Origin of the sequence: Brumimicrobium aurantiacum, from assembly GCF_003402975.1 — a bacterium.
Taxonomy (GTDB): domain Bacteria; phylum Bacteroidota; class Bacteroidia; order Flavobacteriales_D; family Crocinitomicaceae; genus Brumimicrobium; species Brumimicrobium aurantiacum.
Genome location: NZ_QURB01000010.1, coordinates 45246 through 69749, shown reverse-complemented (window position 1 = coordinate 69749; position 24504 = coordinate 45246). Strand labels below are relative to the sequence as shown.

At 34.6% G+C, this 24504-nt stretch carries 23 protein-coding genes and 1 pseudogene; 11 read left to right on the top strand and 13 right to left on the bottom strand.

Annotated elements, in window-relative coordinates; genetic code table 11:
• Positions 1 to 118: 118 nt before the first annotated feature.
• The 4 genes and pseudogenes from DXU93_RS13970 to DXU93_RS13955 all read left to right on the top strand — a co-directional run bounded on the left by DXU93_RS13970 (position 119) and on the right by DXU93_RS13955 (position 2212).
• Positions 119 to 1030: a DMT family transporter gene (locus tag DXU93_RS13970; RefSeq protein ID WP_116881924.1), complete on the top strand. Its 912-nt coding sequence runs from the start codon at positions 119 to 121 to the stop codon at positions 1028 to 1030.
• A gap of 83 nt (positions 1031 to 1113) precedes the next feature.
• Positions 1114 to 1422, top strand: a pseudogene (gene rplU, locus DXU93_RS13965) (50S ribosomal protein L21); the annotation flags it as partial.
• A 47-nt stretch (positions 1423 to 1469) separates the two neighbouring features.
• On the top strand, positions 1470 to 1739 hold the full coding sequence (rpmA, locus tag DXU93_RS13960) for a 50S ribosomal protein L27 (protein ID WP_116881922.1): 270 nt from the start codon (positions 1470 to 1472) through the stop codon (positions 1737 to 1739).
• Between the two features lie 86 nt (positions 1740 to 1825).
• Positions 1826 to 2212 (top strand): hypothetical protein, encoded by a 387-nt coding sequence (locus DXU93_RS13955; RefSeq protein WP_123776147.1) that lies wholly within the window; start codon positions 1826 to 1828, stop codon positions 2210 to 2212.
• An 8-nt stretch (positions 2213 to 2220) separates the two neighbouring features.
• Here the strand turns inward: DXU93_RS13955 and rlmH are convergent, their stop codons facing one another.
• The 7 genes from rlmH to DXU93_RS13920 all read right to left on the bottom strand — a co-directional run bounded on the left by rlmH (position 2221) and on the right by DXU93_RS13920 (position 6077).
• Positions 2221 to 2694: a 23S rRNA (pseudouridine(1915)-N(3))-methyltransferase RlmH gene (gene rlmH, locus DXU93_RS13950; protein ID WP_116881920.1), complete on the bottom strand. Its 474-nt coding sequence runs from the start codon at positions 2692 to 2694 to the stop codon at positions 2221 to 2223.
• Between the two features lie 3 nt (positions 2695 to 2697).
• Positions 2698 to 3075: a DUF4783 domain-containing protein gene (locus DXU93_RS13945; protein ID WP_116881919.1), complete on the bottom strand. Its 378-nt coding sequence runs from the start codon at positions 3073 to 3075 to the stop codon at positions 2698 to 2700.
• An 82-nt stretch (positions 3076 to 3157) separates the two neighbouring features.
• The gene (locus DXU93_RS13940; RefSeq protein WP_116881918.1) at positions 3158 to 3892 is read right to left on the bottom strand and encodes a hypothetical protein; all 735 of its coding nucleotides are present in this window, start codon (positions 3890 to 3892) and stop codon (positions 3158 to 3160) included.
• Positions 3893 to 4786 carry a pseudouridine synthase gene (locus DXU93_RS13935; RefSeq protein WP_116881917.1) on the bottom strand — a complete coding sequence of 298 codons (894 nt, stop codon included), beginning with the start codon at positions 4784 to 4786 and terminating at the stop codon, positions 3893 to 3895.
• Between the two features lie 114 nt (positions 4787 to 4900).
• A complete protein-coding gene (locus DXU93_RS13930) occupies positions 4901 to 5260 on the bottom strand; it encodes a YraN family protein (RefSeq protein ID WP_116881916.1) in 360 nt (119 codons plus the stop codon).
• A gap of 184 nt (positions 5261 to 5444) precedes the next feature.
• Positions 5445 to 5678, bottom strand: coding sequence for a hypothetical protein (locus DXU93_RS13925; protein WP_116881915.1), 234 nt, complete (start codon positions 5676 to 5678; stop codon positions 5445 to 5447).
• A 201-nt stretch (positions 5679 to 5879) separates the two neighbouring features.
• Positions 5880 to 6077: a hypothetical protein gene (locus tag DXU93_RS13920; RefSeq protein ID WP_116881914.1), complete on the bottom strand. Its 198-nt coding sequence runs from the start codon at positions 6075 to 6077 to the stop codon at positions 5880 to 5882.
• Between the two features lie 172 nt (positions 6078 to 6249).
• On the opposite strand from DXU93_RS13920, the gene DXU93_RS13915 reads away from it, so the two are divergent.
• Entirely contained in the window at positions 6250 to 6981 is a 732-nt protein-coding gene (locus tag DXU93_RS13915; RefSeq protein WP_116881913.1) for a 3'-5' exonuclease, read from the top strand.
• Positions 6944 to 7399 carry a hypothetical protein gene (locus DXU93_RS13910; RefSeq protein ID WP_116881912.1) on the top strand — a complete coding sequence of 152 codons (456 nt, stop codon included), beginning with the start codon at positions 6944 to 6946 and terminating at the stop codon, positions 7397 to 7399. The genes DXU93_RS13915 and DXU93_RS13910 overlap by 38 nt, the downstream gene beginning before the upstream one ends.
• 8 nt (positions 7400 to 7407) lie before the next feature.
• Here the strand turns inward: DXU93_RS13910 and DXU93_RS13905 are convergent, their stop codons facing one another.
• Complete coding sequence (locus DXU93_RS13905) at positions 7408 to 8181, bottom strand: S1/P1 nuclease (RefSeq protein ID WP_116881936.1); 774 nt, start codon at positions 8179 to 8181, stop codon at positions 7408 to 7410.
• Between the two features lie 153 nt (positions 8182 to 8334).
• On the opposite strand from DXU93_RS13905, the gene DXU93_RS13900 reads away from it, so the two are divergent.
• From DXU93_RS13900 to DXU93_RS13885, 4 genes are read left to right on the top strand one after another with little or no spacing between them, the layout of a single operon-like run.
• Complete coding sequence (locus DXU93_RS13900; RefSeq protein WP_116881911.1) at positions 8335 to 8811, top strand: MarR family winged helix-turn-helix transcriptional regulator; 477 nt, start codon at positions 8335 to 8337, stop codon at positions 8809 to 8811.
• A gap of 3 nt (positions 8812 to 8814) precedes the next feature.
• The gene (locus DXU93_RS13895) at positions 8815 to 9858 is read left to right on the top strand and encodes an efflux RND transporter periplasmic adaptor subunit (RefSeq protein WP_116881910.1); all 1044 of its coding nucleotides are present in this window, start codon (positions 8815 to 8817) and stop codon (positions 9856 to 9858) included.
• On the top strand, positions 9855 to 12926 hold the full coding sequence (locus DXU93_RS13890; RefSeq protein WP_116881909.1) for an efflux RND transporter permease subunit: 3072 nt from the start codon (positions 9855 to 9857) through the stop codon (positions 12924 to 12926). Before DXU93_RS13895 ends, DXU93_RS13890 begins: the two co-directional genes overlap by 4 nt.
• Positions 12926 to 14233, top strand: a complete 1308-nt coding sequence (locus DXU93_RS13885; protein WP_116881908.1) for a TolC family protein — start codon at positions 12926 to 12928, stop codon at positions 14231 to 14233. The genes DXU93_RS13890 and DXU93_RS13885 overlap by 1 nt, the downstream gene beginning before the upstream one ends.
• 108 nt (positions 14234 to 14341) lie before the next feature.
• Here the strand turns inward: DXU93_RS13885 and DXU93_RS13880 are convergent, their stop codons facing one another.
• From DXU93_RS13880 to DXU93_RS13860, 5 genes are all read right to left on the bottom strand, one after another.
• A complete protein-coding gene (locus DXU93_RS13880; RefSeq protein WP_116881907.1) occupies positions 14342 to 15637 on the bottom strand; it encodes a glycosyltransferase family 4 protein in 1296 nt (431 codons plus the stop codon).
• Positions 15638 to 15730: 93 nt separating this feature from the next.
• Positions 15731 to 16315: a hypothetical protein gene (locus DXU93_RS13875; RefSeq protein WP_116881906.1), complete on the bottom strand. Its 585-nt coding sequence runs from the start codon at positions 16313 to 16315 to the stop codon at positions 15731 to 15733.
• 66 nt (positions 16316 to 16381) lie between these two features.
• The gene (locus tag DXU93_RS13870; protein WP_116881905.1) at positions 16382 to 18280 is read right to left on the bottom strand and encodes a S8 family serine peptidase; all 1899 of its coding nucleotides are present in this window, start codon (positions 18278 to 18280) and stop codon (positions 16382 to 16384) included.
• A 112-nt stretch (positions 18281 to 18392) separates the two neighbouring features.
• Positions 18393 to 18917 (bottom strand): sigma-70 family RNA polymerase sigma factor, encoded by a 525-nt coding sequence (locus DXU93_RS13865; protein ID WP_116881904.1) that lies wholly within the window; start codon positions 18915 to 18917, stop codon positions 18393 to 18395.
• 258 nt (positions 18918 to 19175) lie between these two features.
• Positions 19176 to 20753 (bottom strand): S8 family serine peptidase, encoded by a 1578-nt coding sequence (locus DXU93_RS13860; RefSeq protein WP_116881903.1) that lies wholly within the window; start codon positions 20751 to 20753, stop codon positions 19176 to 19178.
• A 215-nt stretch (positions 20754 to 20968) separates the two neighbouring features.
• Between DXU93_RS13860 and DXU93_RS13855 the strand changes: the two genes are divergently transcribed.
• Positions 20969 to 24421: a pyruvate carboxylase gene (locus DXU93_RS13855; protein WP_116881902.1), complete on the top strand. Its 3453-nt coding sequence runs from the start codon at positions 20969 to 20971 to the stop codon at positions 24419 to 24421.
• Positions 24422 to 24504 lie beyond the last annotated feature (83 nt).

Sequence of the window (24504 nt, the reverse complement as noted above, 5' to 3'; positions counted from 1 at the left end):
TAAATAAAAAACAGTTGGCAAAGGAATTAAGTTCTATGAAAACTAAAGTTTAACATAAAAGTCAATAATTATAATGTGATAAGCTAAAACATATAGATTCATCTACTACTTTTGCAGCATGAAAGCAGATTTCAAGTTTATATTAATACTCATTCTTCTTTCCATAGTATGGGGAAGCTCATTCATTTTAATGAAGCGGGGAATGATTGACAAGGAAAGTGGAGATTTAATTTTTAGCAGTATGCAAGTTGGTGCTATGAGAATGCTATTTGCTTCTTCTGTCTTATTACCTATTGGATTAAGATCCATTAAAATTATCACATCCGTTAAAACAGGGATAAGTTTAGCGGCCGTATCTTTAGCAGGAAGTTTTATTCCTGCATTTCTGTTCACATTTGCAGAGACCGGAATTAGTTCTGGCTATACCGGGATGTTAAACAGTACCACTCCAATTTTCACTTTAATTATTGGAACACTTTTCTTTTCTCAAAAATTAATACCTAAACAAATTTATGGAGTAATTATTGGAACAATCGGAATCGTAATTTTAGTCAATGGTGTTTCGGTTGTTGATACCTCTGGAACCTATCTCCATGTTTTGGCTGTTGTTACTGCTACAATTTGCTATGCATTAAGCACCAACACCATGAAATACAACCTTAGTCATTTAGCACCATTCAAAGTTACCTCTGTGGCCTTTGTTTTTGCTTTTTTACCCGCATTATTTTTATTCTTTTACTTTGATACTCCAACTACCATTGCAGAAAATGAACACGCCAGTGAAGCATTAATTTACATCTCAATTCTGGCAATTGTTGGAACTGCATTATCTTTAATCTTATTCAACTATTTAATCAGTAACACTTCTGCATTATTTGCAAGCAGTGTAACATATTTAATTCCAATTGTAGCAGTAATTATAGGATTCTTTGATGGAGAAGAATTAAGTTGGATTCAAGTAATCGCAATGTTTATCATTCTTTTCGGTGTATATGTAGCCAATCGATTAAAAAAACAAAGGATAAATTAGAGTATATTTATGTTCTTAAGAAATAATTACTTACATTTGCAGTCTGAATTTTATAGAATATTAATAATTAATTTAAATTAGCTATGTACGCAATTGTAGAGATAGCAGGGCAACAATTTAAAGTTGAAAAAGATCAACGTGTATTTGTTAACCGTTTGGACGCTAAAGAAGGAGACAGTGTAGACTTTGACCGCGTTTTATTGACGGATGACAATGGAAAAATTAACGTTGGCGCCCCAGCTATAGATGGTGGACAAGTTTCTGCTAAAGTAGAACGTCACCTGAAAGGAGATAAAGTAATTGTCTTCAAAAAGAAAAGAAGAAAAGGTTACCAAAAGCAAAATGGTCACCGTCAATACTTAACTGAATTGACAATTACAGGAATTAAAGCATAACATTAATTGAAGATTAATTTTTTCAATTTTAAAAACTAAACAAAATGGCACATAAAAAAGGAGTCGGAAGTTCGAAAAACGGTCGTGAATCGGAAAGTAAACGCCTTGGTGTAAAAATATTTGGTGGACAAGCGGCTATCGCTGGTAACATTATCGTTCGTCAAAGAGGTACTAAGCACCACCCAGGATTAAATGTTGGGATTGGTAAAGACCACACCTTGTTTGCATTAACAACAGGAATTGTTGAATTCAGAAAGAAAAAAGACAATCGTTCTTATGTATCTGTTACACCTTTAGAGGAAACAGAAGCTTAAGAAAAAATAAGTTTAATATGAATGCCATCCGTTTTTCGGGTGGCATTTTTTTTATGCTTATTTTTATGCAAATCAAAACAAACAGAATGAATTTAAAAGCTATTCTAACAATCTTTGCTTCGGCTATACTCCTATTTGCCTGCAATATTAAACAGATAGAGAAGTACAATGAAGAGTTCAATGGAAAATGGAGAACGGATGTTTTTTACTCTCCAACGAAGGCTGACACTTCAAGAAACTATTTAACTGTAGATGGAAAGAATAGCGGATTTGGTGTGGCCTGTCATATTGATGATTCATTTGAAGAATGTCTGGTTTTCCAAACAGGTAAAATTAAAATCAACTCATCAACTAAAGCTGTCCAATTTGGTAATTCGGTTTCACAAATTCATTATGTGACACAAGAACCTTTTATTAACACCGAAGGAGTGTGGGAATTAAGTCTTGACAGTATTCAATACTTTAAGTACTAGACACAAAGCTATTGATGATGATATGGCTCTCCTTTTAAAATTGTCATAGCGCGATAAACTTGCTCAATAAAAAACATGCGAATCATTTGATGCGAAAAAGTGAGCTTACTTAACGCCACTTTATCATTGGCTCTCTGGTAAACAGTATCACTAAATCCGTAAGGTCCACCAATAACAAATACCAAGCCCTGACTACCAGCATTGAATTGCTTTTGAAGATACTTTGAAAAAGCAACGGAACTAAACTCTTTGCCTTTTTCATCCAAAAGTACTACAACATCGTTGGGTTTGATGTTTTTCAAGATTACCTCAGCCTCAAGATTTTTAATTTCATCTTCAGATCTTTTCTTTGCATTTTTAATGTCAGCGATCTCGATAACTTCAAATGGAATGTAACGTTTTAGTCTTTTTGTATACTCCTTTTCTCCGTCCTTTAAGAAGCTTTTACACGTCTTCCCGACATAAATCAACTTAATCTTCATACTTTACCTTGAAATTGTAATAGACTCTATGCGATGGGAACTTTTTAAGTTTTTAAACTTTATGCTGACCTTGTATTCTTTACTCGAAACATATTTACCAATTGCAAATGTTGACGCACCAGATTCCTTCCCTTTAAAATTAAATGAAAAAGACTTTGGTGGATTCTCTTTAAAAAACGAGGCTAAAATCTGTGTCCCTTGAGATTTACTATACACCCCTTCATTCCCTTCGATGGAAATAAGTGTCTTTGCTGTTCCCAAATTCATTATTTCTGTCGCATTTCCTTTGGAGAAAGCAGACTCTACCTTTGAATAAGGTATTGTTAAAATTGAATTGAGCGTTAAAAATAGCCCTATGATGGTTGTAATAAAATAATTCATTGTTTCCTTTTGTTATCGCTATGAATAGCAAATTTTGTGCCTTTAAAATTTACCGACTCACTTAAAGTACTAATATCAGGAATTACATCTTGATTTGAGGGGTTCGGGCATACTCTTCCCACCACTTATTTGAAAATATCTTTTGAAGTTTATAAACAATTTGATCGTCATTTGCAGACCATTTCACCAAACCGTATCCTTTAGCAAAATACCTTTTGATCACAATATCTTGCGCACTACTCTGCTTTGTATAAACGTTTGCCATCAGCCATTTCACTGAATCTTCAACCACCAAAGCTGGAATTTCTTCACCTAGAACATCAACAACTTCATCTTCAGCTAAGACTCTTCTTTTTGAGCGATAAACCATTGTAATTGAATCTAAATGAGAAGGAAAATCTGACAGGAACAAAGTTGTATCGTCTTTAGAAACTGGAAACAATCTATTTGAACTCAATTTCGCTTGTCGTTTCAATCCATCTCCATCCACAATCATGTGATCTGTGACTTCAAAATTTTCAAGATCATGTGTAAAGCCTTCGGTAATTTTAAAATCCGCATTATAACGTTCTACAATCAAAGAAGTGTCAGATGCTTCTGCAGAACGATAAATTCTAAATATTTTTTCATCTAGCGGATTACTTGTATTCTGAAATGTATATATGTAGGGCTGAACACTATCAGTTGGATAAAAATAATCAGCATAAGTAGGCTCACTTTCATTATCACTTCCTTCGTTTGCCCTATCCAATTTTTCATCATTTGAACAAGATGAGATAGCTAAAACAAAACCAATCATCAATAGAAATAACTTCATTTAACTCATTTTTAAGAATGAAACTTCTTTACTTGTTAGGTGTCTATATTGTCCTCTTGGAAGGTCTTTTTTATCTAATCCAGCAAATTCAACACGGTCTAATTTGATAACTTCGTGACCTAATTTCCCCATCATCAATTTCACTTTATTACTCTTGTGAGAGAAAATTCTGACTCCGATTTCATTGTGTGGTTTTCCTTGGATAAAACTTGCTTCCTGGGCACTAAACATCTTATCATCAACAAATAATCCTTTTACTAATTTCTCGATATCTTCTTCAGAAACCGCGTTTTTCAACACAACATGAAACAATTGAGAAACTTTAAATTTGGGATGCGTCAACTTTTTCTCCATATCACTATCGTTGGTGTACAATACCAAACCACATGTACTTCGGTCCATTTTCCCAACTGGGCTAAGCATTTCTTTACTTGCTTTTTGAATTAAATTGTACACTGATTTTTTCGAAGGATCCTCAGAAAAACGTAAACCAAAATCTCTTGGCTTATTCACCAAAACATAATGTTTTTTCTCATGTTTGATGGCTACACCATCATATTTCACTTTATCAGTTGGGTTCACTTTATAGCCCAGCTCTGTAACAACTGTACCATTAACACTTACCGTACCTGAAGCAATTAAGGTATCAGCCTCTCGGCGAGAACAAATTCCCGCATTAGATAAGTATTTATTCAATCTTATTTTATCGTCAAACTTTGGTAAAGGTTGACCTTGATTATTTCGGATTCTTTTGGGTAAACCTGCCGCTCCTTCAGAAACTTTCTTCTTTCCGCGAGATTTTGTTAAATATCTGCTTTCTTTTCCAGCATATTTAGACTTTCCCTTCTTGCGGTTTTCTTTGCTCTTTGGATTATGTCCAGTATTTTTACTCATTTCTATATAAATTATAATGCAAAGATATATAAAGATAATTGATAATAGAAAATAGATATCAGTTTGATGGTAATTCTATAATTTATGCTGGAACGAAGACGTGTAGAACATAGTCTAAAGCCGTGGATAAAACGCTTCATCAATATGTTCAATGAAAGTTCCATGCGAGTTGTGAACAATTGAAATAATGTCGAATTGCGCCTCAACATCTAAGTCTTTTGACACGATATAATGATGAGCACATTTGATGATCTGTTTTTGCTTGTGACGTGTAACAGATTTCCAAGGCGGCCCTATTTCAGCAGTTTGGCGGGTTTTCACCTCTACAAAAACTACTTTTCCGGGTAATGTATAAACAATATCGACCTCATTTCGATGGTAACGATAATTTGTATCAACAATATTAAGTCCTTTTTTTCTGAGAAACTCTAGCGCTTTCAATTCGCCAAAATCCCCTAATTCTTTGGTGGTCATGTTCTTTTAGGTTTAAAGTTCATATTAAGATCGGGAATAATATTTAAAAGAACAAATAATCTTATAGAAACTACCTTAATCATTTTGCCGTAATTAATATTTATCATAGAATAGAATTACCAAAAGAAAAGGCATAAAAAAAGCCGATATAAATATCGACTTTATAAAGAATTAAAAAAAATTTTTATTTAATCTCACAATCAGTTGTTGTTGTGTACTCTCCTGATGAAACAGAAGTTGACATAGCCTCACATGCATCTTCAGCATCTTTCTTTTTATCTTCAATTGTTACAGAAGTTGAACCTTCTGAAGCTCCTGGCATGTTCGAAGAAGTAGCACACTCACACGTATATTCTTTCTTACAAGAAGTTAATGCTAAACCTCCAAACAACAATCCAACAAATAATACTTTTTTCATAACTTTTAGTGTTTTTAATTAATAATTTCCAACAAATATATAAATAAATATAACTAATCAAAATACTTCTATCATTAAATTAAAAACAACAATTTATGAGCTATTTAAGCAGGTTTACGGATATATTTTCTTAAAAATGCAACAAAAAAGGTGTAACAATTAAGTTACACCTTATTAAATTTTTATGCTATAAATTATTGATTAGTCCACCGACCAAGTTCCTTCTATAACTCCTCCTTCACAATCAGCTTTCTTGTCCTCTGCTTCATCATTCGTTAAGTCTTTGTGCTCCTCAACTACTTTTGTTTCACCTTCACCGTATGTACAAGTGTAATCTTTCTTACAAGATGTTAATGCCAATGATCCGAAAACGATTCCTACAAATAATACTTTTTTCATAATAGTTATATATTTTTATTGATTCCCAACCAAGTTAGGTATTCTTCAATGATTAGAAAGTTAAAATCTGTAAATTCACATTTTTTTAGAAAAATATACAACTCAAAAAACCAGCCATAAACAGTGTATAATCAACAAAAACACTATATTAGAAATATAAAACAAAAAAAGCATGTTAGAAAAGGTACAACTTGAAAAAATACTGTTTCTTGATATAGAAACTGTTCCACAGGTATATGACTTCAAAAATTTAGACGAAACCACAGCAGGGTTATTTAACCAAAAAACTAGGTTTCAACAAAAGGATGGTAAAACTGTGGATGAAATTTATGGTGAACGCGGAGGAATTCTTGCTGAGTTCGGAAAAATAGTTTGCATATCTGTTGGTTTTGTAACAGAACCTAAATCGGGAGTAGTCACAGGAAAAAAAATCAGAATGAAATCTTTCTATCACGATGATGAAGAAACCTTATTAAAGCAATTCGCTGATTTATTGAACGACTATTATAATAGTCCATATCATTTACTATGTGGTCACAATGCTAAAGAATTTGACTTTCCATATATTGCAAGAAGAATGTTGATTCACGGACTAAAGCTTCCGAATGCTTTAGATATTGCAGGAAAAAAACCATGGGAAGTGAATCACCTTGACACCTTAGAATTGTGGAAGTTTGGAGACTACAAGCATTATACTTCCCTTCCTCTATTATGTCACATCTTTAATATACCAACACCAAAGGACGATATTTCTGGGGCTGACGTAGCAAGAGTTTACTATGAAGAGAATGATCTTGAAAGAATAAAAGTATATTGCGAAAAAGACGTTGTAGCGTTGATTCAGTTATTTTTAAAAATGAAAGGGAATGACCTTGTGGAAGAAAGTAATATTCTATACTCTTAGTGCAATTACGCTGTTTTTAACGGCATGTAACAACAAACCTCTTGTCGAGGAGAAGGAAGTTCCTTCGCAAGCGGAATTGGTTTCTCAATTTTTCTCACATTTTAATGAATGGAGTTCAAATACTGTTGATAAACTTGATAGTTTAGGCATACAAATCGCAACCAAGGATAGTATTTTAGAATATCATAGCTTTACAAACAACTATCAAAAAAGTACTTTTATTTTTTCGTCGAAAGAAAGATCTACCCTTAAAGTTTTTGAAGAAAGTAATTTTCTAAAAAAGGAAACTCCTGTTAAATACGACTCCTATTTAACATGGCGAAAAAATCTTGATCAACGAAAAATACTCGACTGTAGCATAGAACCCCATCCAACGCTAAAGTGGTTATTTACCATTCGTTTGCGTGGGCAAGAATAAATGGATTTTTAACCGTATATATCGTTGAGCAAACCTGCCAAACGTACACCACCTTTAAGCAGTTGTTTTTTCATGGTGTCCCAATGAACATATTGGTACTTGTATGCCCATGAATATCCATCTGCCATAGTGTAAATTCCGTCTCGAAACTCCATACATTGATGCGCCCAATCCTCAACATTGTCCGTTTGCCACGAAACGATTTCTTCGTGCTCAGGATGATTGATAATTTTAGTTAACTCCGTATAGCTGTATTTTTTTCCATCTAGCATTTGGGTATCCCACACACGATGAAGATTAGACTTCTCACCAAACCAACGTACCTCCACTTGATTTCCACCTCGATCAGTTCCATTCCCTACATGAAGAGGTTGGTGAATATCTCCTACGAGGTGAACCAGCATCATTAGATACTCTTTTTCTCGTGTAGGATCTATAGTGTCAGATTTCAATTGGTCAACAACAAAGTTAATTCCCGCAATAACATCTCCTTGTGGATTCTTGTTTGTTTCGCTATATCGCATACCATCAGGAATGGTCACATAATGCCAAGGTTTTAAGGAATCATATTTCGAATCTGATTTAATATCATCCATCCACGTACTCACCTCCGCCAAAGTTTGGTTTCCTAGGATACTTTTGATTTTATGTTTTGCTGATTCATTGAGATGATGAATTGCCACCTCGCCAACAACACGATGACCTAGAAGTCCCCAAGCATTTGCCTCCAAAGACACTATCAATGTAAAAACAAACAATATATACGTTATTATTCTTTTCATTTTCATTCAATTTATATCAAAAATACGACCCTAAAAACTGGGAAACATTATGTCAAGGTTATTTAACAGTTTATTTAGAACTTTTCTAAACATAGCAAATATTCATTTGTTAATTCGTTAACTTTGTAAACTTCTTCAGAAAAGTTATTCAATATGATTAAAGCTGAACAAAACGTCCCTTTAGGAAAGTTATTTGCGATTTTAACAAAACAGTACTTAGGAACACTGAGTGAAAAACTTGAGCATTTACCTATAGATCGATACTATTATTCATTTTGGATCATTTCAGAAAATGATGGAAAAATAAATTCTAAACAATTAGGAGATATTGTAAGAACCGACAAAGTAATGGTTGTTAGAATCATCAAGCATCTCACTGAAATGAATCTAGTTGAAAAACGACAACACCCAATAGACAAAAGGTCTTTTTTACTTCATATCACTGAAAACGGTAAAAAATATGTTCCGGATGTTACACAAGCCTTAATTGAAACAGATCAAGAATTTACAGAAGCATTTGATGCAAATGCAGATGACGATTTCTTCTCTGGAATTACAAAGTTGGTGAATAAACTTGGACCTGTGAAGGAAGAAAAGATTGTACTTGATTATAAAAGAATTAAAAAATAGAAAATGAATATTAAAACGCTCATACTTTCGCTTCCAATGCTACTTGTTTTATCATGTAGTGAAGATCCAGGGTTAAAAACAAACACTGGTGCGATTGACTACACAAAGGTTAACTACTACGTAGCTCAAGCCGAAACATTCGAGGAAATCATCACTGTTCCAGGAAAAACAATGCCATTTGAACAAGTGAAAATCTTCAGTGAAATTAATGGTAGAGTGAAAAAAATTCATTTTGAAGAAGGAAGTCTTGTCAAAAAAGGCCAATTAATGGTCACAGTAGATACGGACATTCTTAATGCAGAACGCAATAAATTAAATGTTGATTTAGCTTTAGCTGAAAAAGATAAAGCCCGAAAAAAATCACTTTTAGAAAGTGAAGCTGGTACAGAAGAAGCATTCGAGCAGGCGGAATCAAAAGTTAATTCTTTAAAAGCTCAGATTCAATCTTTGGATGTTCAAATCGCTAAAGGAAGAATTACTGCTCCATTCACAGGAAAAGCTGGTTTGAGAGAAATAAGTGAAGGCGCCTTTATTACAACAAATGATTTAATCACTGTCCTTGCGCAAACCGACAAACTAAAAGTAGACTTCGCAATAGCGCAACGTTATGCTCATAAGGTTCAACAAGGACAAGAAGTAGTTTTAAGACCGCCGTCTGACTCAATTCAGTCCACTCCTGTCAAAGCTGAAGTTTACGCAATGAACCCAGTTATTAATGAAAATACTCAGATGTTAAATGTTCGCGCAAAAATCGAGCAAAGTGATAATATCGTTGCAGGAGGATTTGTCAACGTAGATTACAACATTGGGGAGGTTCCAAACAGCATTAGCGTTCCTACATCTGCAATTGTTTCTGTTATTGATGGTCAAATTGTTTGGGTATTCAAAAATGGTAAAGCAACTCAGAAAAAGGTGAACATAGGAAATCGATCAAATAAAATGGTTCAGATTTACGGAGAAGTCCTGCCCAATGACACTATTGTAATGACAGGACTTTTAGGAATGCGTGAAGGGATGTCTATCAAAGCGAAAAACGAAATTAAATGAGTATTTCAACAACAAGTATAAATCGCCCTGTTCTCGCGATAGTAATGTCTATCGTAATTGTGATTTTCGGAGCAATTGGTTTTTACTCCTTAGGTGTAAGAGAGTTTCCATCTGTAGACCCACCAATTATTACAGTAACAACAAACTATTCTGGGGCAAATGCCGACATTATTGAGTCGCAGATTACGGAACCTTTAGAGGAAGCTGTTAATCAAGTCCAAGGAATTAGAACGATGACTTCTGTGAGTAGTGATGGACGAAGCACAATTACAGTAGAGTTTAATCTAGACCTTGATTTGGACAATGCCGCAAACGATATTCGAGATAAAGTTTCTGGAGCGATACGACAATTGCCAGATGATGCTGATCCACCAATTGTTGCGAAATCTGATGCTGATGCCGAAACCATTTTCTCTTTAACTGTACAGTCAGACAATCGAAGTTTACTTGAGTTAACTGATATTGGAATCAATTTATTTAAGGAACGTTTACAAACCATTTCGGGAATTAGCCGAATTTATCTTTGGGGGGAAAAGTTATTCTCAATGAAATTGATGCTTGAGCCTAATAAATTGACGGCAAAAAACATCACTGCAACTGAAGTACAAGCAGCCTTATTGAGAGAAAACATTGAACTTCCGTCCGGGAGAATTGAAGGAGATGATGTTGAATTAACCATCAGAACATTTGGTCGATTAACCACAGAAGAGGAATTCAACAACCTTATTATTCGTGAAGAAAATGACGAAATCATTCGATTGAAAGACATTGGTTCTGCAGAAATGCGACCTGAGAACGAAAGAACGATTCTTCGAGGAAACAAAGGTGTTCCAATGATTGGAATTGCCATTCAGCCACAGCCTGGAGCTAATTACATTGAGATTGTAGATGAAATTTATGCAAAAATCAATCAAATTAGTGCCGATTTACCTGAAGACATTCATCTTGGTGTTGCATTAGATACAACAGAAAACATAAGAAAATCTATTGCCGAGGTGAAAGAAACGGTATTGATTTCATTTTTATTGGTTGTGCTTGTCGTATTCATGTTTTTGAGGAATTGGAGAACTACGCTTGTTCCTATTATCGCAATTCCAATTTCATTAATTGGTACATTCTTCATAATGTATTTAATGGATTTCTCGATTAATATCTTAACCTTATTGGCTATTGTACTTACCACAGGACTGGTGGTTGATGATGCCATTGTGGTAATGGAAAACATTTATACGAAAATTGAACGTGGGATGAAACCCAAAAAAGCGGCCATTGAAGGAGCAAATGAAATTATTTTTGCCGTAATCGCAACAACAATTACACTAACAGCTGTATTTATGCCTGTAATTTTCTTGGAAGGGTTAACAGGTCGATTGTTTAGAGAATTTGGTATTGTTGTCGCAGGTTCCGTTATCATCTCTTCTTTTGTTTCTTTGTCTTTAACACCAATGATGTCTTCTCGTCTATTGAAGAAGACCAAAAACAGAAGCAAGATTTTCATGAAATCAGAACGCTTTTTTGAAGGTTTAACAAGAGGTTACAAACGTACTTTAATCGCCTTTATGAAACGTCCATGGCAAGCATTTATTTACATGGCCATTATAATAGGATCAATCTTTTTCTTTGGAAGTCAGTTACAATCAGAATTAGCGCCAATGGAAGACAAAGGCCGATTGATGATCATGAGTACAGCGCCTGAAGGAACTTCTTATGAGCGAATGGATGAATTTCAACGTAAAATCATTTCGTTTGTAGATACAATGGAAGAAAAAAGAAATCTTCTAGCGGTAACCTCTCCAGGCTTTGGTTCATCAATTTCAACGAATACTGGGTTTGTAAGAATGAACTTAGTGAATAAGAATGAAAGAGAAAAAAGTCAGAGTCAGTTGGCCAATGAGATTTCAACCAAGCTCAAAGATTTCAATTTTGCCAGAACATTCGTCGTTCAAGAGCAAACCATTGGAGGCGGAAGAATGTCAGGCTTGCCGGTACAATATGTTTTACAAGCCCCAAACCTTAAAAAGTTGGAAGAAATACTCCCTGATTTCTTAGACAAGGCGAGGAACAGTCCTGTTTTTCAAATGGTAGACATCAATTTAAAGTTCAACAAACCCGAACTACAAGTTACCATCAACCGTGAGAAAGCCAATACAGTTGGCGTTTCAGTATTGGACATTGCGCAAACAATGCAATTGTACTTCTCTGGACAGCGATATGGATATTTCATTAAAGATGGAAAACAGTATGAGGTGATTGGACAAGCCATGAAAGAATTCAGAAATGAACCAAAAGATTTACAGGAAATCAACGTGAGAAGCAAAAGTGGGGAATTAATTCCGTTGAGCAATTTAGTTGACATCAAAGACGAATCCAGTCCGCCCCAATTATTTAGATACAATAGATATGTTTCGGCAACCGTATCTGCTGCTCCAGTTCCTGGAAAAACAATTGGAGATGGGATTGCAGAAATGGATAAAATCGCAGAGGAAATATTGGATCCATCATTCTCAACTTCTTTAGCTGGAACATCAAAAGAGTTTGCAGAAAGTGGAGGAAGTTTAATCTTTGCCTTTGGACTGGCACTTGTACTGGTTTACCTTGTATTATCAGCTCAATTTGAGAGCTTCAGAGATCCATTTACGATTATGTTAACTGTTCCATTAGCACTTGCAGGGGCAGTTTTAACCTTGTGGTTATTTGATCAAACATTAAATATTTTTAGTCAAATTGGTATTATTGTTTTGGTCGGATTAGTTACCAAAAACGGAATTCTAATTGTTGAATTTGCTAATCAGCGAAAGAAAGCTGGTCTAACATTAAAATCTGCAATTATTGACGCATCATCTGAACGATTTAGACCAATTTTAATGACTTCTTTAGCAACTATTTTAGGTGCGCTTCCAATTGCTCTTGCACTTGGAGATGCTGCAACAAGTAGAATACCAATGGGACTTTCAATTATTGGAGGTTTAACCTTCTCATTGGTGTTAACCCTCTACATAATTCCAGGAATATACATTTATATTTCTTCGAAGTACAAAGGTAAAACAGAAACAAAAGAACTTACATAATGAAAGCACTTATCATAAGTAGTTTACTAATTTTCAGTTCAATTGCAATTGGACAAAAGGAGCTAAGTTTACAGCAAGTTGTTGACCGTGTGTTAACACAAAACTTTGGTATTCAAATTTCAAAAATTGATGCAGAAATAGCCAAAAACAGCAACAACCCGGGAAATGCAGGATATTTACCTACCTTAAACATTGAAGCAACTCAGGACTTAACTTTAAATACAGCTCGACAGGAATTTTTAAGTGGTGACATTACGGAAGCTACAAATGCTAAAAACACAGCTTTTAGCGCTGGTGCTGTTTTAAACTGGACATTTTTTGATGGATTTAAAATGTTTATAACAGACAAAAAACTAGACGAACTAGAGCGTTATAGTGAGTTAAATCTTCGTGCAGCGATGGAAATGAAAATTTATGAGGCAGTTGTGAATTACTACACCCTTTTATCTCTTCAGGAAATGGAAGAAGTCTACACTGGTGCAATTGAATTATCGAAGATGCGTAAGGATTATACACAAAACCGTTTCAATAGCGGTGCTGCAAATAGAATTCAATTGATGCAAGCAGAACTTGATCTTACAGCAGATAGCGCTGCATATATTGCCAATCAACAAGCTCAAGCTCAAATTAAAGCTGATCTAATCAAGATACTTCAGCTACCTGTAAACGAGGAAATAAGGGTTAAAGGAGATTTAAATGTGAATGAAGAAACACCAAATTGGGATGAAATAGCCAAACAATTTAGTGAACAAAATACTTCAATCATGCAAGCAAAATCAAACATTGCAGTAACTGAATTAACCACCAAAGAAGCAAAAAGTAGATTTTATCCTCAATTGAGTTTTTATGCTGCATATAATTTCGGAAGCTCTGTAAATGAAGTTGGATTTTTAGCTTCCAATCGAAGCTACGGACCAAGTGTTGGAATTACAGCTTCATGGAGTATCTTAAATCATTTATCTCGTGCTACTGAATTAAGGAATAGTCGTTTGAACGAGGAACGTGCGCAATTGACTTTAAAAAATGATTCAATTTCTGCTTTAGCGGATTTAAACAATTACTATCAAGTTTTACAATTCTCTAAGGAGAAATTATTGTTTGAACAGCGTAATATTTCACAAACACAATCAATTATTGAAATTTCACAGAAAGCGTTAAATGCAGGAAGTATAACACCTTTGGAATTAAGAGAAATTCAGTACAGTGCAATTCAGGCAGAAGGAAGATTGCTTCAATCCCAAATTGAATACCAAACTGCAAGATTAAACATTGCTTTGTTAAGTGGAGATTTTCAAAGATTGTTTTAACGCCACAATTGACCAATAGGTATTTCGACCACGAATTGAAAGCGCGCGGCAGCGAAATATTTATTTTGCTGTGAGATTGATTTTTTATACGCGTAAACTAATTTAGTTTTACTTGAGAAGTTTGGCGACTTGAGTAGCATTGTAGTCCCATGACATTTTCTTCAATTCTTCGTAATTTGTTGTGAATTCTTTTTTTGCTTTGAAATCCATTAGGGCTTCCTTCAAATAAGTATAAAGCTCTTTTGTCTCTGTACGATCAAAAGCCTTTCCTGCTTTACATTTTTCGATTGCCTTCGCACTATCTCCTTTTCCAACACTTACAATTCGTCTACCTGAAGCTAAATACTCAAATGTTTTTCCTGGGATTGTACCTTCAATTCCTGGAGTAATCAATAATAGCACATGCGATTTAAGCATCGCATGTACCGCCTCTTCATGAGGTACAGGGTCGTGAAATGAAGCTTTATTTCCTAGTTTATCTTTAATGAAATGTTGTAATCTGTCTGAGACCACGCCTGTCGCTTTGAATCGAATTGGTGCATCAGGAAAATCGTTTGCCAATTGACCTAAAGCTTCAAAAAATATTTCAGGTTCATAAGTATCAGAAACAGTTCCAATATATGAAGCAAGAAAAACATCTTTCTCAGGTTTAACCTCATCCTTCATGCGAAAATCATCAGGATCGAAAGCATTCGAGATGATTTCAAACTTAGTGGGTTTTACTTTGTTGGTTTTAGACAAAAATGATGATTTAAACCCTTCACCAACAGTAATGATGTGATCTGATTGCTCTATGACCTTTCTTTCTAGACTAAGGTTTATTTGATGTGAAATTTTAGAATGTTGTAATAATGGATAATAATAAATATCTGTCCAAGGATCTCTAAAATCAACAATCCAATTTAATTTCTCTTTTAACTTTTTCTTCAGTTTCAACCCAATCAATTGTGTTGAATGAGGTGGTGAAGTTGTAATTACATTATGAATATTTTCGTTATTAATAATATCCAAAGCTTTCTTAACAGCATGATTTTTCCATCCCACTCGAGGATCTGGAATAAAAAGATGACTTCGAATTCCACTTACTAATTTTTGCTTCCAATGTTGTTCGTCCACATTAGAGTAGCCAGCAGTTGGCACATTCTTCTTACCAACGAATTTACTGTAAATGTTAATGGGTTCAAATGAATCCGAAAGGTGAACTTTAACATCAGGATGAATATCTTGTCTCAAACTTTCATCAACCGCAAAATAACTTGCTTGTTTGGGATCAACCGTTAAAACATGTACTTCATGACCTAATTTGCATAAATATTTAGTCAACTTTAACCAACGTTGAACTCCTGCCCCTCCACTTGGTGGCCAATAATATGCAATAACAAGTACTTTTTTCTTCTGATTCATTATTTCACCTGATTGAAGGTAAAAATAAGAAATGAAATGAAATTATAGTTTGAGAAGCCTTGAATTGTTGCTATGTTATAATTTCGTTCTTTTTTATAACATCGTCAACCACATGATAAACCAAATATCAAACACTTCGTCTTCGGATGTGCTGCGTTTTTCTGCAAGATGCGGAAGTGATGTTAAGATAAATTGGTTGAGGTGTTTCATCTCAGGAGAGGATTCATGTTCTTGAATGGTAAACACATATTTTTTGTGGTTCCACAGCAACTCAAGTTCATAAACGACTTCATTTTGTTCATTTAGAAACTTCCATCCATCATCCGTCTCTTCAATATGAAGTGAAATTTCATCATTCATGATGAGTCTGTCTTCATGTTTATGCAAGGTCAACAAAGTGTCCATTTCATTTTTCACAAGGTATTTCTTATTCCATTCACGAATACCATCCGTGTCTTTTTTTAAACCTTTTCCATTGGCAATTTCAAAAACACCTTGATTCTCTATATTATATTTATTCCACTTAACTTTTAAAACTAAAGTAGAATCACCATGATGATCAACTACTGAAAAATCATCCTTGTTCTTAAAAAGTACACAGGTTTTAGTTGTGAATTGTGCGAAAGAAAAAACTGTCACAAGCATGAATAAAAGAGATGTAAAAATATTCAATTTCATAATTTAAAATTAAGGTTAAACAACATATAGGTCCGACCGACTCAAAATTTCCTCGTCAACCAGCGCTTACTTTTTAATTCGAATGAGTTCTTGGTGCATTTTCCCATTCCCTTGAATTTTTAAAATAAATATACCTCCATTCATATTAGTAAGATCAAGACTAAATTGATTCTCGTTAAAGACTTCACTTTTATTCGTTCTTCCTAATAAATCTATGACTTCTACTTTAAACTCAGTTCCTTTTACTTCATTCGGAATATTAACATTAAACAATCCATTACTTGAAGGATTAGGATAAACTACAAATGCTAAATCCTTCTGAGGAAAATCATCCGTTGATAAAGAACTTATTCTGGCTCCATTAATCATTAATGAAAAATCCTGAAAACCGTTGACAAGGTTATTTTTATGCGTTACTGAAACAGTGTAGATTCCTTGTGGCATAAAATCTACATCAATTCTTTCAAAATTATCTCTGTAATTATCACCTTTTGTTGCTGCATCAGTAAAGTTATCAGAAGTTGAGTTAGGCGTTAACACCCAAGGTTCATAAATCTCTGTACCCGCTGCATTGGTAATTCTAATATCTAAATCATTGACAAGAATTAGAGTTTGATCATCAACTCCTCCACTTGTAACCGGAGTTCCCGCAGGGTCTGTCCAAGCAATTGTTGCTGTTAATGGCTCTCCACCTTCAGTGATAATCAATGTTGAGTATGATTCATTATCGGCTAATGAAAGTTCATTCAGTTCTGATGAAATGCCCATATTGGTAATTACTTCAGCAGCTCTTTCTGCATTCATTAATCCCCAACCACTTTGAAAATCCGGGCCATCATTTGCTCCTGCCTCATCGGTAGTTCCTTGCAACAATGCTCTAACTGTTGCTGATTTCATGTAAAATCCTTGATTGTTATAATAATGTTCTTGTAACAATGTAACAGCACCAGTAACTGCGGGAGCAGACATTGAGGTACCACTTTTTGTTGAATAATCTGTGTCATTGGCATTATCCGCTGAATAAACTGAAACTCCATTGGCAGTTATATCTGGTTTTATTCTCCAATCATCTGTCGGTCCCCAATTTGTAAAAGAAGATTGTATAACAGATTGAGGGTTTATATAATTCGGCACATCATTAACTGCTCCAATTGTAATAACATTTTTAGAAGCTGCTGTTGTGTACATCAAGTCATATCCGTTATCCCCTGAATTTACGCCATCATTTCTATTATTTCCTGCCGATTTACAAATGGTTAAATATGGAGCATCGTAGGCTATTTCATCCCAATCTTCGGAGTGGTAATTGTAAAGTCCATATTTTGTTAGGTCTCCATTAGGATTTCCAGAACTATATGAATGATTTGAAACGATTCCTCCTGCAGCCCCAAAAGCAGCCATTTCAGCCTCGTCATTGTTACTTCTTCGAGAAATAATTGTCGCACTTGAAGCAATTCCTCTTGCATCAGATTCTATTCCTGTTCCTATCATCGTTCCTGCGGTATGTGTAGCATGACTCGTCACTGTTTCGTTTTCAGCATGTGTTACACGACCATTGTATTCTTGATGTGAAATTAAAGCTAGACCACCTGCTTCCCAATGACCAATTTCTATGCCTGATCCATCTAGATTGAGGCCACTTGAACCACCTGACCAAATTCTATCAATACGACTTGAAAAAGCCAAGTCTAAATTATCATCAGTATCGTAAACAGGTCTACCTTCAAAATCAAATCCTGCTAGATAAGCCCTCTGGTTATTGGTTGAAATTATTTGTTTTGGAATATCAAGTTTTTTTGAAATTGTCAATCCATTTTCAAATCTAGCATTCCATTCCTTTGCTTTTTTATTTAAGGATACTGTATCTGTTAACGCGATTATTCGGGCTCTATCTTCAGGACTTTGTGCTATAACATTTGCATGAACAAGCGGCAAAACCAATGATATCAATAAAAGTTTCTTCATTGTAGTTTGTGTTTATACTATAATAAGGCGCAAAATTTCAATCATAATTAGCGCCAAAACAGAGAACAATATATTAAATAATAGCTTATGCCAAGTATTTTAAATTACTCCATCATTGATTACACGCAGCACAATTAGATTCACCAGTTAAGTTTCCTTGCTCATCATACTCGTATTTACAACATTCATTGAGTTTCGATTTGAGCATTTCTTTGGCTCTTCTGACACGTGCTTTAACATTGGTTAAACTAATCTCTAATTCATCCGCAGCCTCTTGTTGTTTCTTGCCTTTAACATAAATCAATTCAATGCTATCCCGGTACTTCTTTGGTAATTCTTCAATAAATTTATCGAAACAGCATACATCAGTAAAGAAAGCTTCATCTTCTACTCTATTCCAATCGGTCTTCATTTCGTAAACCTTTTCCTGGTTAAAGAAATTGATTATTTCATTACGCGCTATTTGAAAGGCCCAACTTCTTAATTTCTTTTCATCCTTCAATTGAGCAATACTTTTATGTATTTTATAAAAAGTATTTTGAAGTACGTCGTTTGCTATAGATTTGTTCTTCACCTTTTTCAAGATGAAAAAATACAACTCTTCATTTAAATCGATCCATACCTTTTGTGTTTCCATAATCCTTCATCAAAAAGAGGCCGATTTTATCAATCGACCTCCTTATTAATATTTAACAGCAATCACATTTAGAACACTCGCATTTAGTACAAGGACATTGATTTTCGAGGCAATTTCCGCAATTACATTTTTTACATTCGCAATTGATACACTTACAATTATTCATTTCTCTATATTTTATGGTTCATTTAGTAGACCTAGAAATAGAGAAAAAGATACATTATTTTTTAGAAAATTCCAATTCAAAAACCCTCAAACCTATTTTAGATACTCTTTCTCAACCAATTGAACAGCGCGATACAAATTAGCAATTCCACCCGATACACTCAACGAATTAAAATCAACCAACACTTCTCCTCCAGGTTGAACAACCTTTTCTGTTTTTGGAATATACACCGATCTAATGATGATTTCCTTCAATTGACTGGCTGTTAAATGAGAATAATAGGATTTTAAAACTGCTGCTATTCCCGCTACAATTGGAGAAGCATCACTTGTACCACTTGACATACCATATCCGTTCTTTAAAACGCATGTAGCGATGTTAAATCCTGGGGCAAAGACATCAACATTTTCTCGTCCATAATTAGAAAAAGAAGCTACTAAATTTGTGTCATCCTGTGCTCTAGAAGCTCCGACAACCATATAATTTTGGGCTTTTTCCCCATTTAGTTTATAACCTGTGGGATAACTTATAACCTCATCTATATTTTCAGAAGAATTTCCTGATGCATTGACAATTAACACGCCTTCTTTTTCAGCTTCTTCAATTGCCAACTGAACAAAATCATGATGTAGCGCATACTTTTTGGCAAAGCTACAACTTATTATGTCTGCTCCATTCTGAACTGCATATCTGAATGCCAAAGCAATGTCCTTATCACGTTCGTCTCCATTAGGAACAACCCTTAAAATCATTAATTTGACATGTTTAGCAAGACCATCAACACCAAAATCATTATTCAAAGCGCCGATAATACTTGCTACACCCGTTCCGTGATATGGACCTCGAACATCAAGCATATTGTTACCATAATCAGTATCTTCTAGATCATCTGGATTGTCTCCTACGATATTCTCCCTATTCTTAAAATCAGGATTTAACCTTGTTTTTAAGGCATTTACATTGGTTTTCAATTCCTTCTCTATCATCGATTTAGAAATATTATTATCAAACATGTAAAGCATAAAGTTTCGTGAAGCGGTAAAATCAGTATTTCTAATTTTACTTTTCTCAAGCTCCGTTCTGGTGTATTTTTCATTGCCAAGATTTTCTTTAATGGTTTGATCTGCATAGTTAAACTCAATTAAAAGCTGTTTTAAATTGACTATACTTTGTTCCCTTTCTTTGACTTTTGACAAGTAATCTGTCTTTACCTTTAAATACAATTCATATTCCTGATGTTGATTCTTAGGGAGCTCTTCTTTAGCAGTATTCTTATATTTTTGATGAAGTTGAGCATAAAGACGAGTTAGTCCTGTTGTTTCATTTTTAAGGTTTTCCCCTTTTTCGTTTCCTAAAAAATTCCAACCATGAATATCATCAACATAACCGTTTTGATCATCATCGATTCCATTATCGGGAATTTCATTTGGATTTACCCAAATCACACCTTGTAAATCATCATGGGATAATTCTACTCCATTATCTACCACAGCTACAATTACAGTGTCTGGAGTTTTGTCTTTTAATAATTCATAAGCTCTATACTTACTCACTCCTAAAACACCGTTGGTTTCAGGATCTAAATGGTGCCAGTGATCAGATTGTCCCTGCACAGATAACACTCCAAAAACAAGTAGACAAAAAAGTGAACAAATGCCTGGATGATTCATAACAATTGAAGATTAAAATAAATGAAAACAATGTGATTACCTTGTACGAAAGTAAAAAAATAATCTCGAATCAAATTAGACTTTCTAAAACCTCAAATATGATTGATTTTATCTTAAAAAAAGTAAAAGTTGCGAAAAACAACAATATTTCGACTGAAAATCAGGATATTTAGGACTAAGCTTAAAACGATTGCCCAAAACATAAAACAATTAAAATGAAAATTAAAAAAGTTCTCGTCGCTAACAGAGGTGAAATCGCAATCCGCATCTTCCGTTCATGCACGGAAATAGGATTAAGAACTGTAGGTATTTACACCTTCGAAGACCGTTATTCACTACACCGTTACAAAGCTGATGAAGCTTATCAGATAGGTGAAGATGATGATCCAATCAAACCCTACTTGAATATTGACAAAATCATTCAAGTAGCCAAGGAAAACAACATTGATGCCATACATCCGGGGTATGGTTTTTTATCAGAAAATGCTGATTTTGCCCAAGCATGTAAGGACAATGGAATTATTTTTATTGGACCAGATGTTTCTGTTTTAAAATCATTAGGTGATAAAGTCATGGCTAAGCGCGTTGCTATTGACAACAATGTTCCAATTATTGAGAGTAATCAAAACGATTTGACCACTGTCGAAATTGCCATTGAAGAAGCGGAAAGAATTGGATATCCTGTAATGTTGAAAGCAGCATCAGGAGGAGGTGGTCGAGGAATGCGCGTAATTCAGAACCAAGAACAGCTAAAACAAGCATATCCAGAATCGAAAAGAGAAGCTAAAGCAGCTTTTGGAGATGATACTGTTTTCGTAGAAAAGTTTGTACAGAATCCTAAACACATCGAGGTCCAAATATTAGGAGACCAACATGGAAATCTGGTACACATGTATGAAAGAGATTGTTCTGTACAGCGCCGTTATCAAAAAGTAATTGAGATTGCTCCATCAGTTGACTTGAAAGAAGAAGTCAAAGAAAAACTATACCAATACGCCCTTGATATAGGGAAAGCTGTAAATTATAGCAATGCAGGAACAGTTGAGTTTTTAGTAGATGAAGACCAAAGCATTTACTTTATTGAGGTAAATCCACGAATTCAAGTTGAGCATACGGTGACAGAAGTTGTGACTGGTATAGACATTGTGAAATCTCAAATTTTCATTGCAGGAGGTTATAAATTAGCAGACGAACAAATTAAAATTTTCAGTCAAGAAACTATTTCAACAAAAGGATTTGCTGTACAATGTAGAATTACAACTGAAGACCCTCAGAATGATTTCAAACCAGATTATGGAACGATTACTACCTACAGAAGCGGTGGAGGATTTGGAATTCGATTAGACTCTGGAAGTGTTTATCAAGGGGTAACCATTTCGCCATTTTTTGATTCCATGTTGACCAAAATAACTGCCAACAGCAGAACATTAGATGGAGCATGTCGTAAAATGAGACGAGCATTGGCTGAATTTAGAGTTAGAGGAGTAAAAACAAACATGGCATTTCTCGACAACATTCTACAAGATCCGACATTTAGAGAAGGAAAAGTGACTGTTAATTATATTGCAAATACTCCTGAGCTTTTCAATATTCAAGAACCAAGAAACAGAGCAGAAAAAATGCTTAATTTCTTAGGTGATATTGTCGTAAATGGAAATCCTGATATAAAATCATTCGATCCGTATAAAAAACATGTTAAACCTCAAATTCCAAAGTTTGATCAGCATGCAGCCTACCCGAAAGGAACAAAAGACATCTTAACGGAATTAGGTCCTGAGAAATTTTCAAAATGGTTGAGTGACGAAAAGAAAATTCATTTTACGGACACTACAATGCGTGATGCACATCAAAGTTTATTGGCCACGCGTATGCGAACTTATGACTTAGAAAAAGTAGCCAAAGGATTTGCAATGAATCATCCTGAAGTTTTCAGTATGGAAGTATGGGGAGGAGCTACGTTTGATGTTTGTATGCGATTTTTGAAAGAAAATCCTTGGGAAAGATTACGTATTTTGAGGGAAGCTATGCCTAATATATTACTTCAAATGCTTTTAAGAGGATCTAACGGTGTAGGTTATACTGCGTATCCTGATAATTTAATTGAACGTTTTGTAAAAGAATCATGGGAAAACGGAATTGATATCTTCCGTATTTTCGATTCACAAAACTGGATGAAATCAATTGGTCCTACAATTGAACATGTTCGAAAACACACCAATGGTTTAGCTGAAGGTTCAATGTGTTACACTGGAGATATTTTGGACCCAAAAGCAGATAAATACACTTTAAAATATTATTTAAACCTTGCCAAGGAAATTGAAAATGCAGGAGCTCACATTTTAGCTATAAAAGATATGGCTGGACTACTTAAGCCTTATGCAGCAAAAGAATTGGTTACGGCACTTAAATCTGAAATTTCAATTCCTATTCATTTACATACACATGACACTTCGTCTATTCAGTCTGCTACGTACTTAAAAGCAATTGAAGCTGGTGTAGATGTTGTTGATGTTGCCTTGGGTGGATTAAGTGGATTAATATCACAGCCGAACTTTAATTCATTGGTTGAAACCATGCGTTTCCAAGAGAGAGAAAATAAAATGGACTTCCAGAAACTGAATGAATATTCAAATTATTGGTCTGATGTTCGTGAACATTATTCTCCATTTGAGTCAGGATTAAAATCTGGAACAGGAGAAGTATACAAACATGAAATTCCAGGAGGTCAATATTCGAACTTAATACCTCAAGCAGAATCTTTAGGATTGAGAGATCGATTTACAGAAATTACAGACATGTACGCCAAGGTAAATGACTTGTTTGGTAATATCATTAAAGTTACTCCAAGTTCGAAAGTTGTTGGAGACATGGCCCAATATCTTGTAAGTAATAATATTACAATTGAGGAGTTTATGGAAAAAGGTGAATCCCTTTCTTTCCCTGAATCAGTTAAAAACTTCTTTAAAGGAGATTTAGGTCAACCTGTAGGAGGTTTTCCTAAAGACGTACAAAAAATAGTACTTCGTGATGAAAAACCTTATACCAATAGACCAAATGCACATTTAGAGCCTATTGATTTTGATAAAGAATTTGCAGAATTCAAGAAAACATTTAATAAAGGAATAGATAGAGAATTGGAAATTACAGATTTCTTATCATACAAACTTTACCCTAAGGTATTCACGGATTTATATGACCACTATGTTAAATTCGGTAAGGTGATGCACATTCCATCCCTTAACTTTTTCTATGGATTACAACAAGGAGAGGAAATCATTGTGGAACTAGATAAAGGAAAAACTTTATTGATAGAGTTAATTTCTGTTACGGAGGCCAATGAAGACGGAGAAAAAACTGTATTCTTCAAGGTAAATGGTCAAACAAGAAGTACAGATATAAAAGACAACTCAATTGCTGTAGAGAAAATAAACCACCAAAAAGCGGACAAAGATAATCCGAATGAGGTAGGTGCACCTTTACAAGGTTCTTTGGCTTCTATCATGGTAAAAGAAGGAGATATTGTTGAGAAAAATCAAGGCTTATTTGTAATCGAAGCAATGAAAATGGGAACAACAATTTGTGCCAATACCGATGGGAAAATAAAGAAAATCCACTTAAAAGAAGGTGTGATGGTTCATGCTGATGACTTGGTAGTGGAAATGGAATAAATCGGTTTCCCTCTTCACATGTCGACGCCTTTTCTAATAAATATGTGGAAAAAAGTTCAAATTAAGGCCTTCAACCATATTGC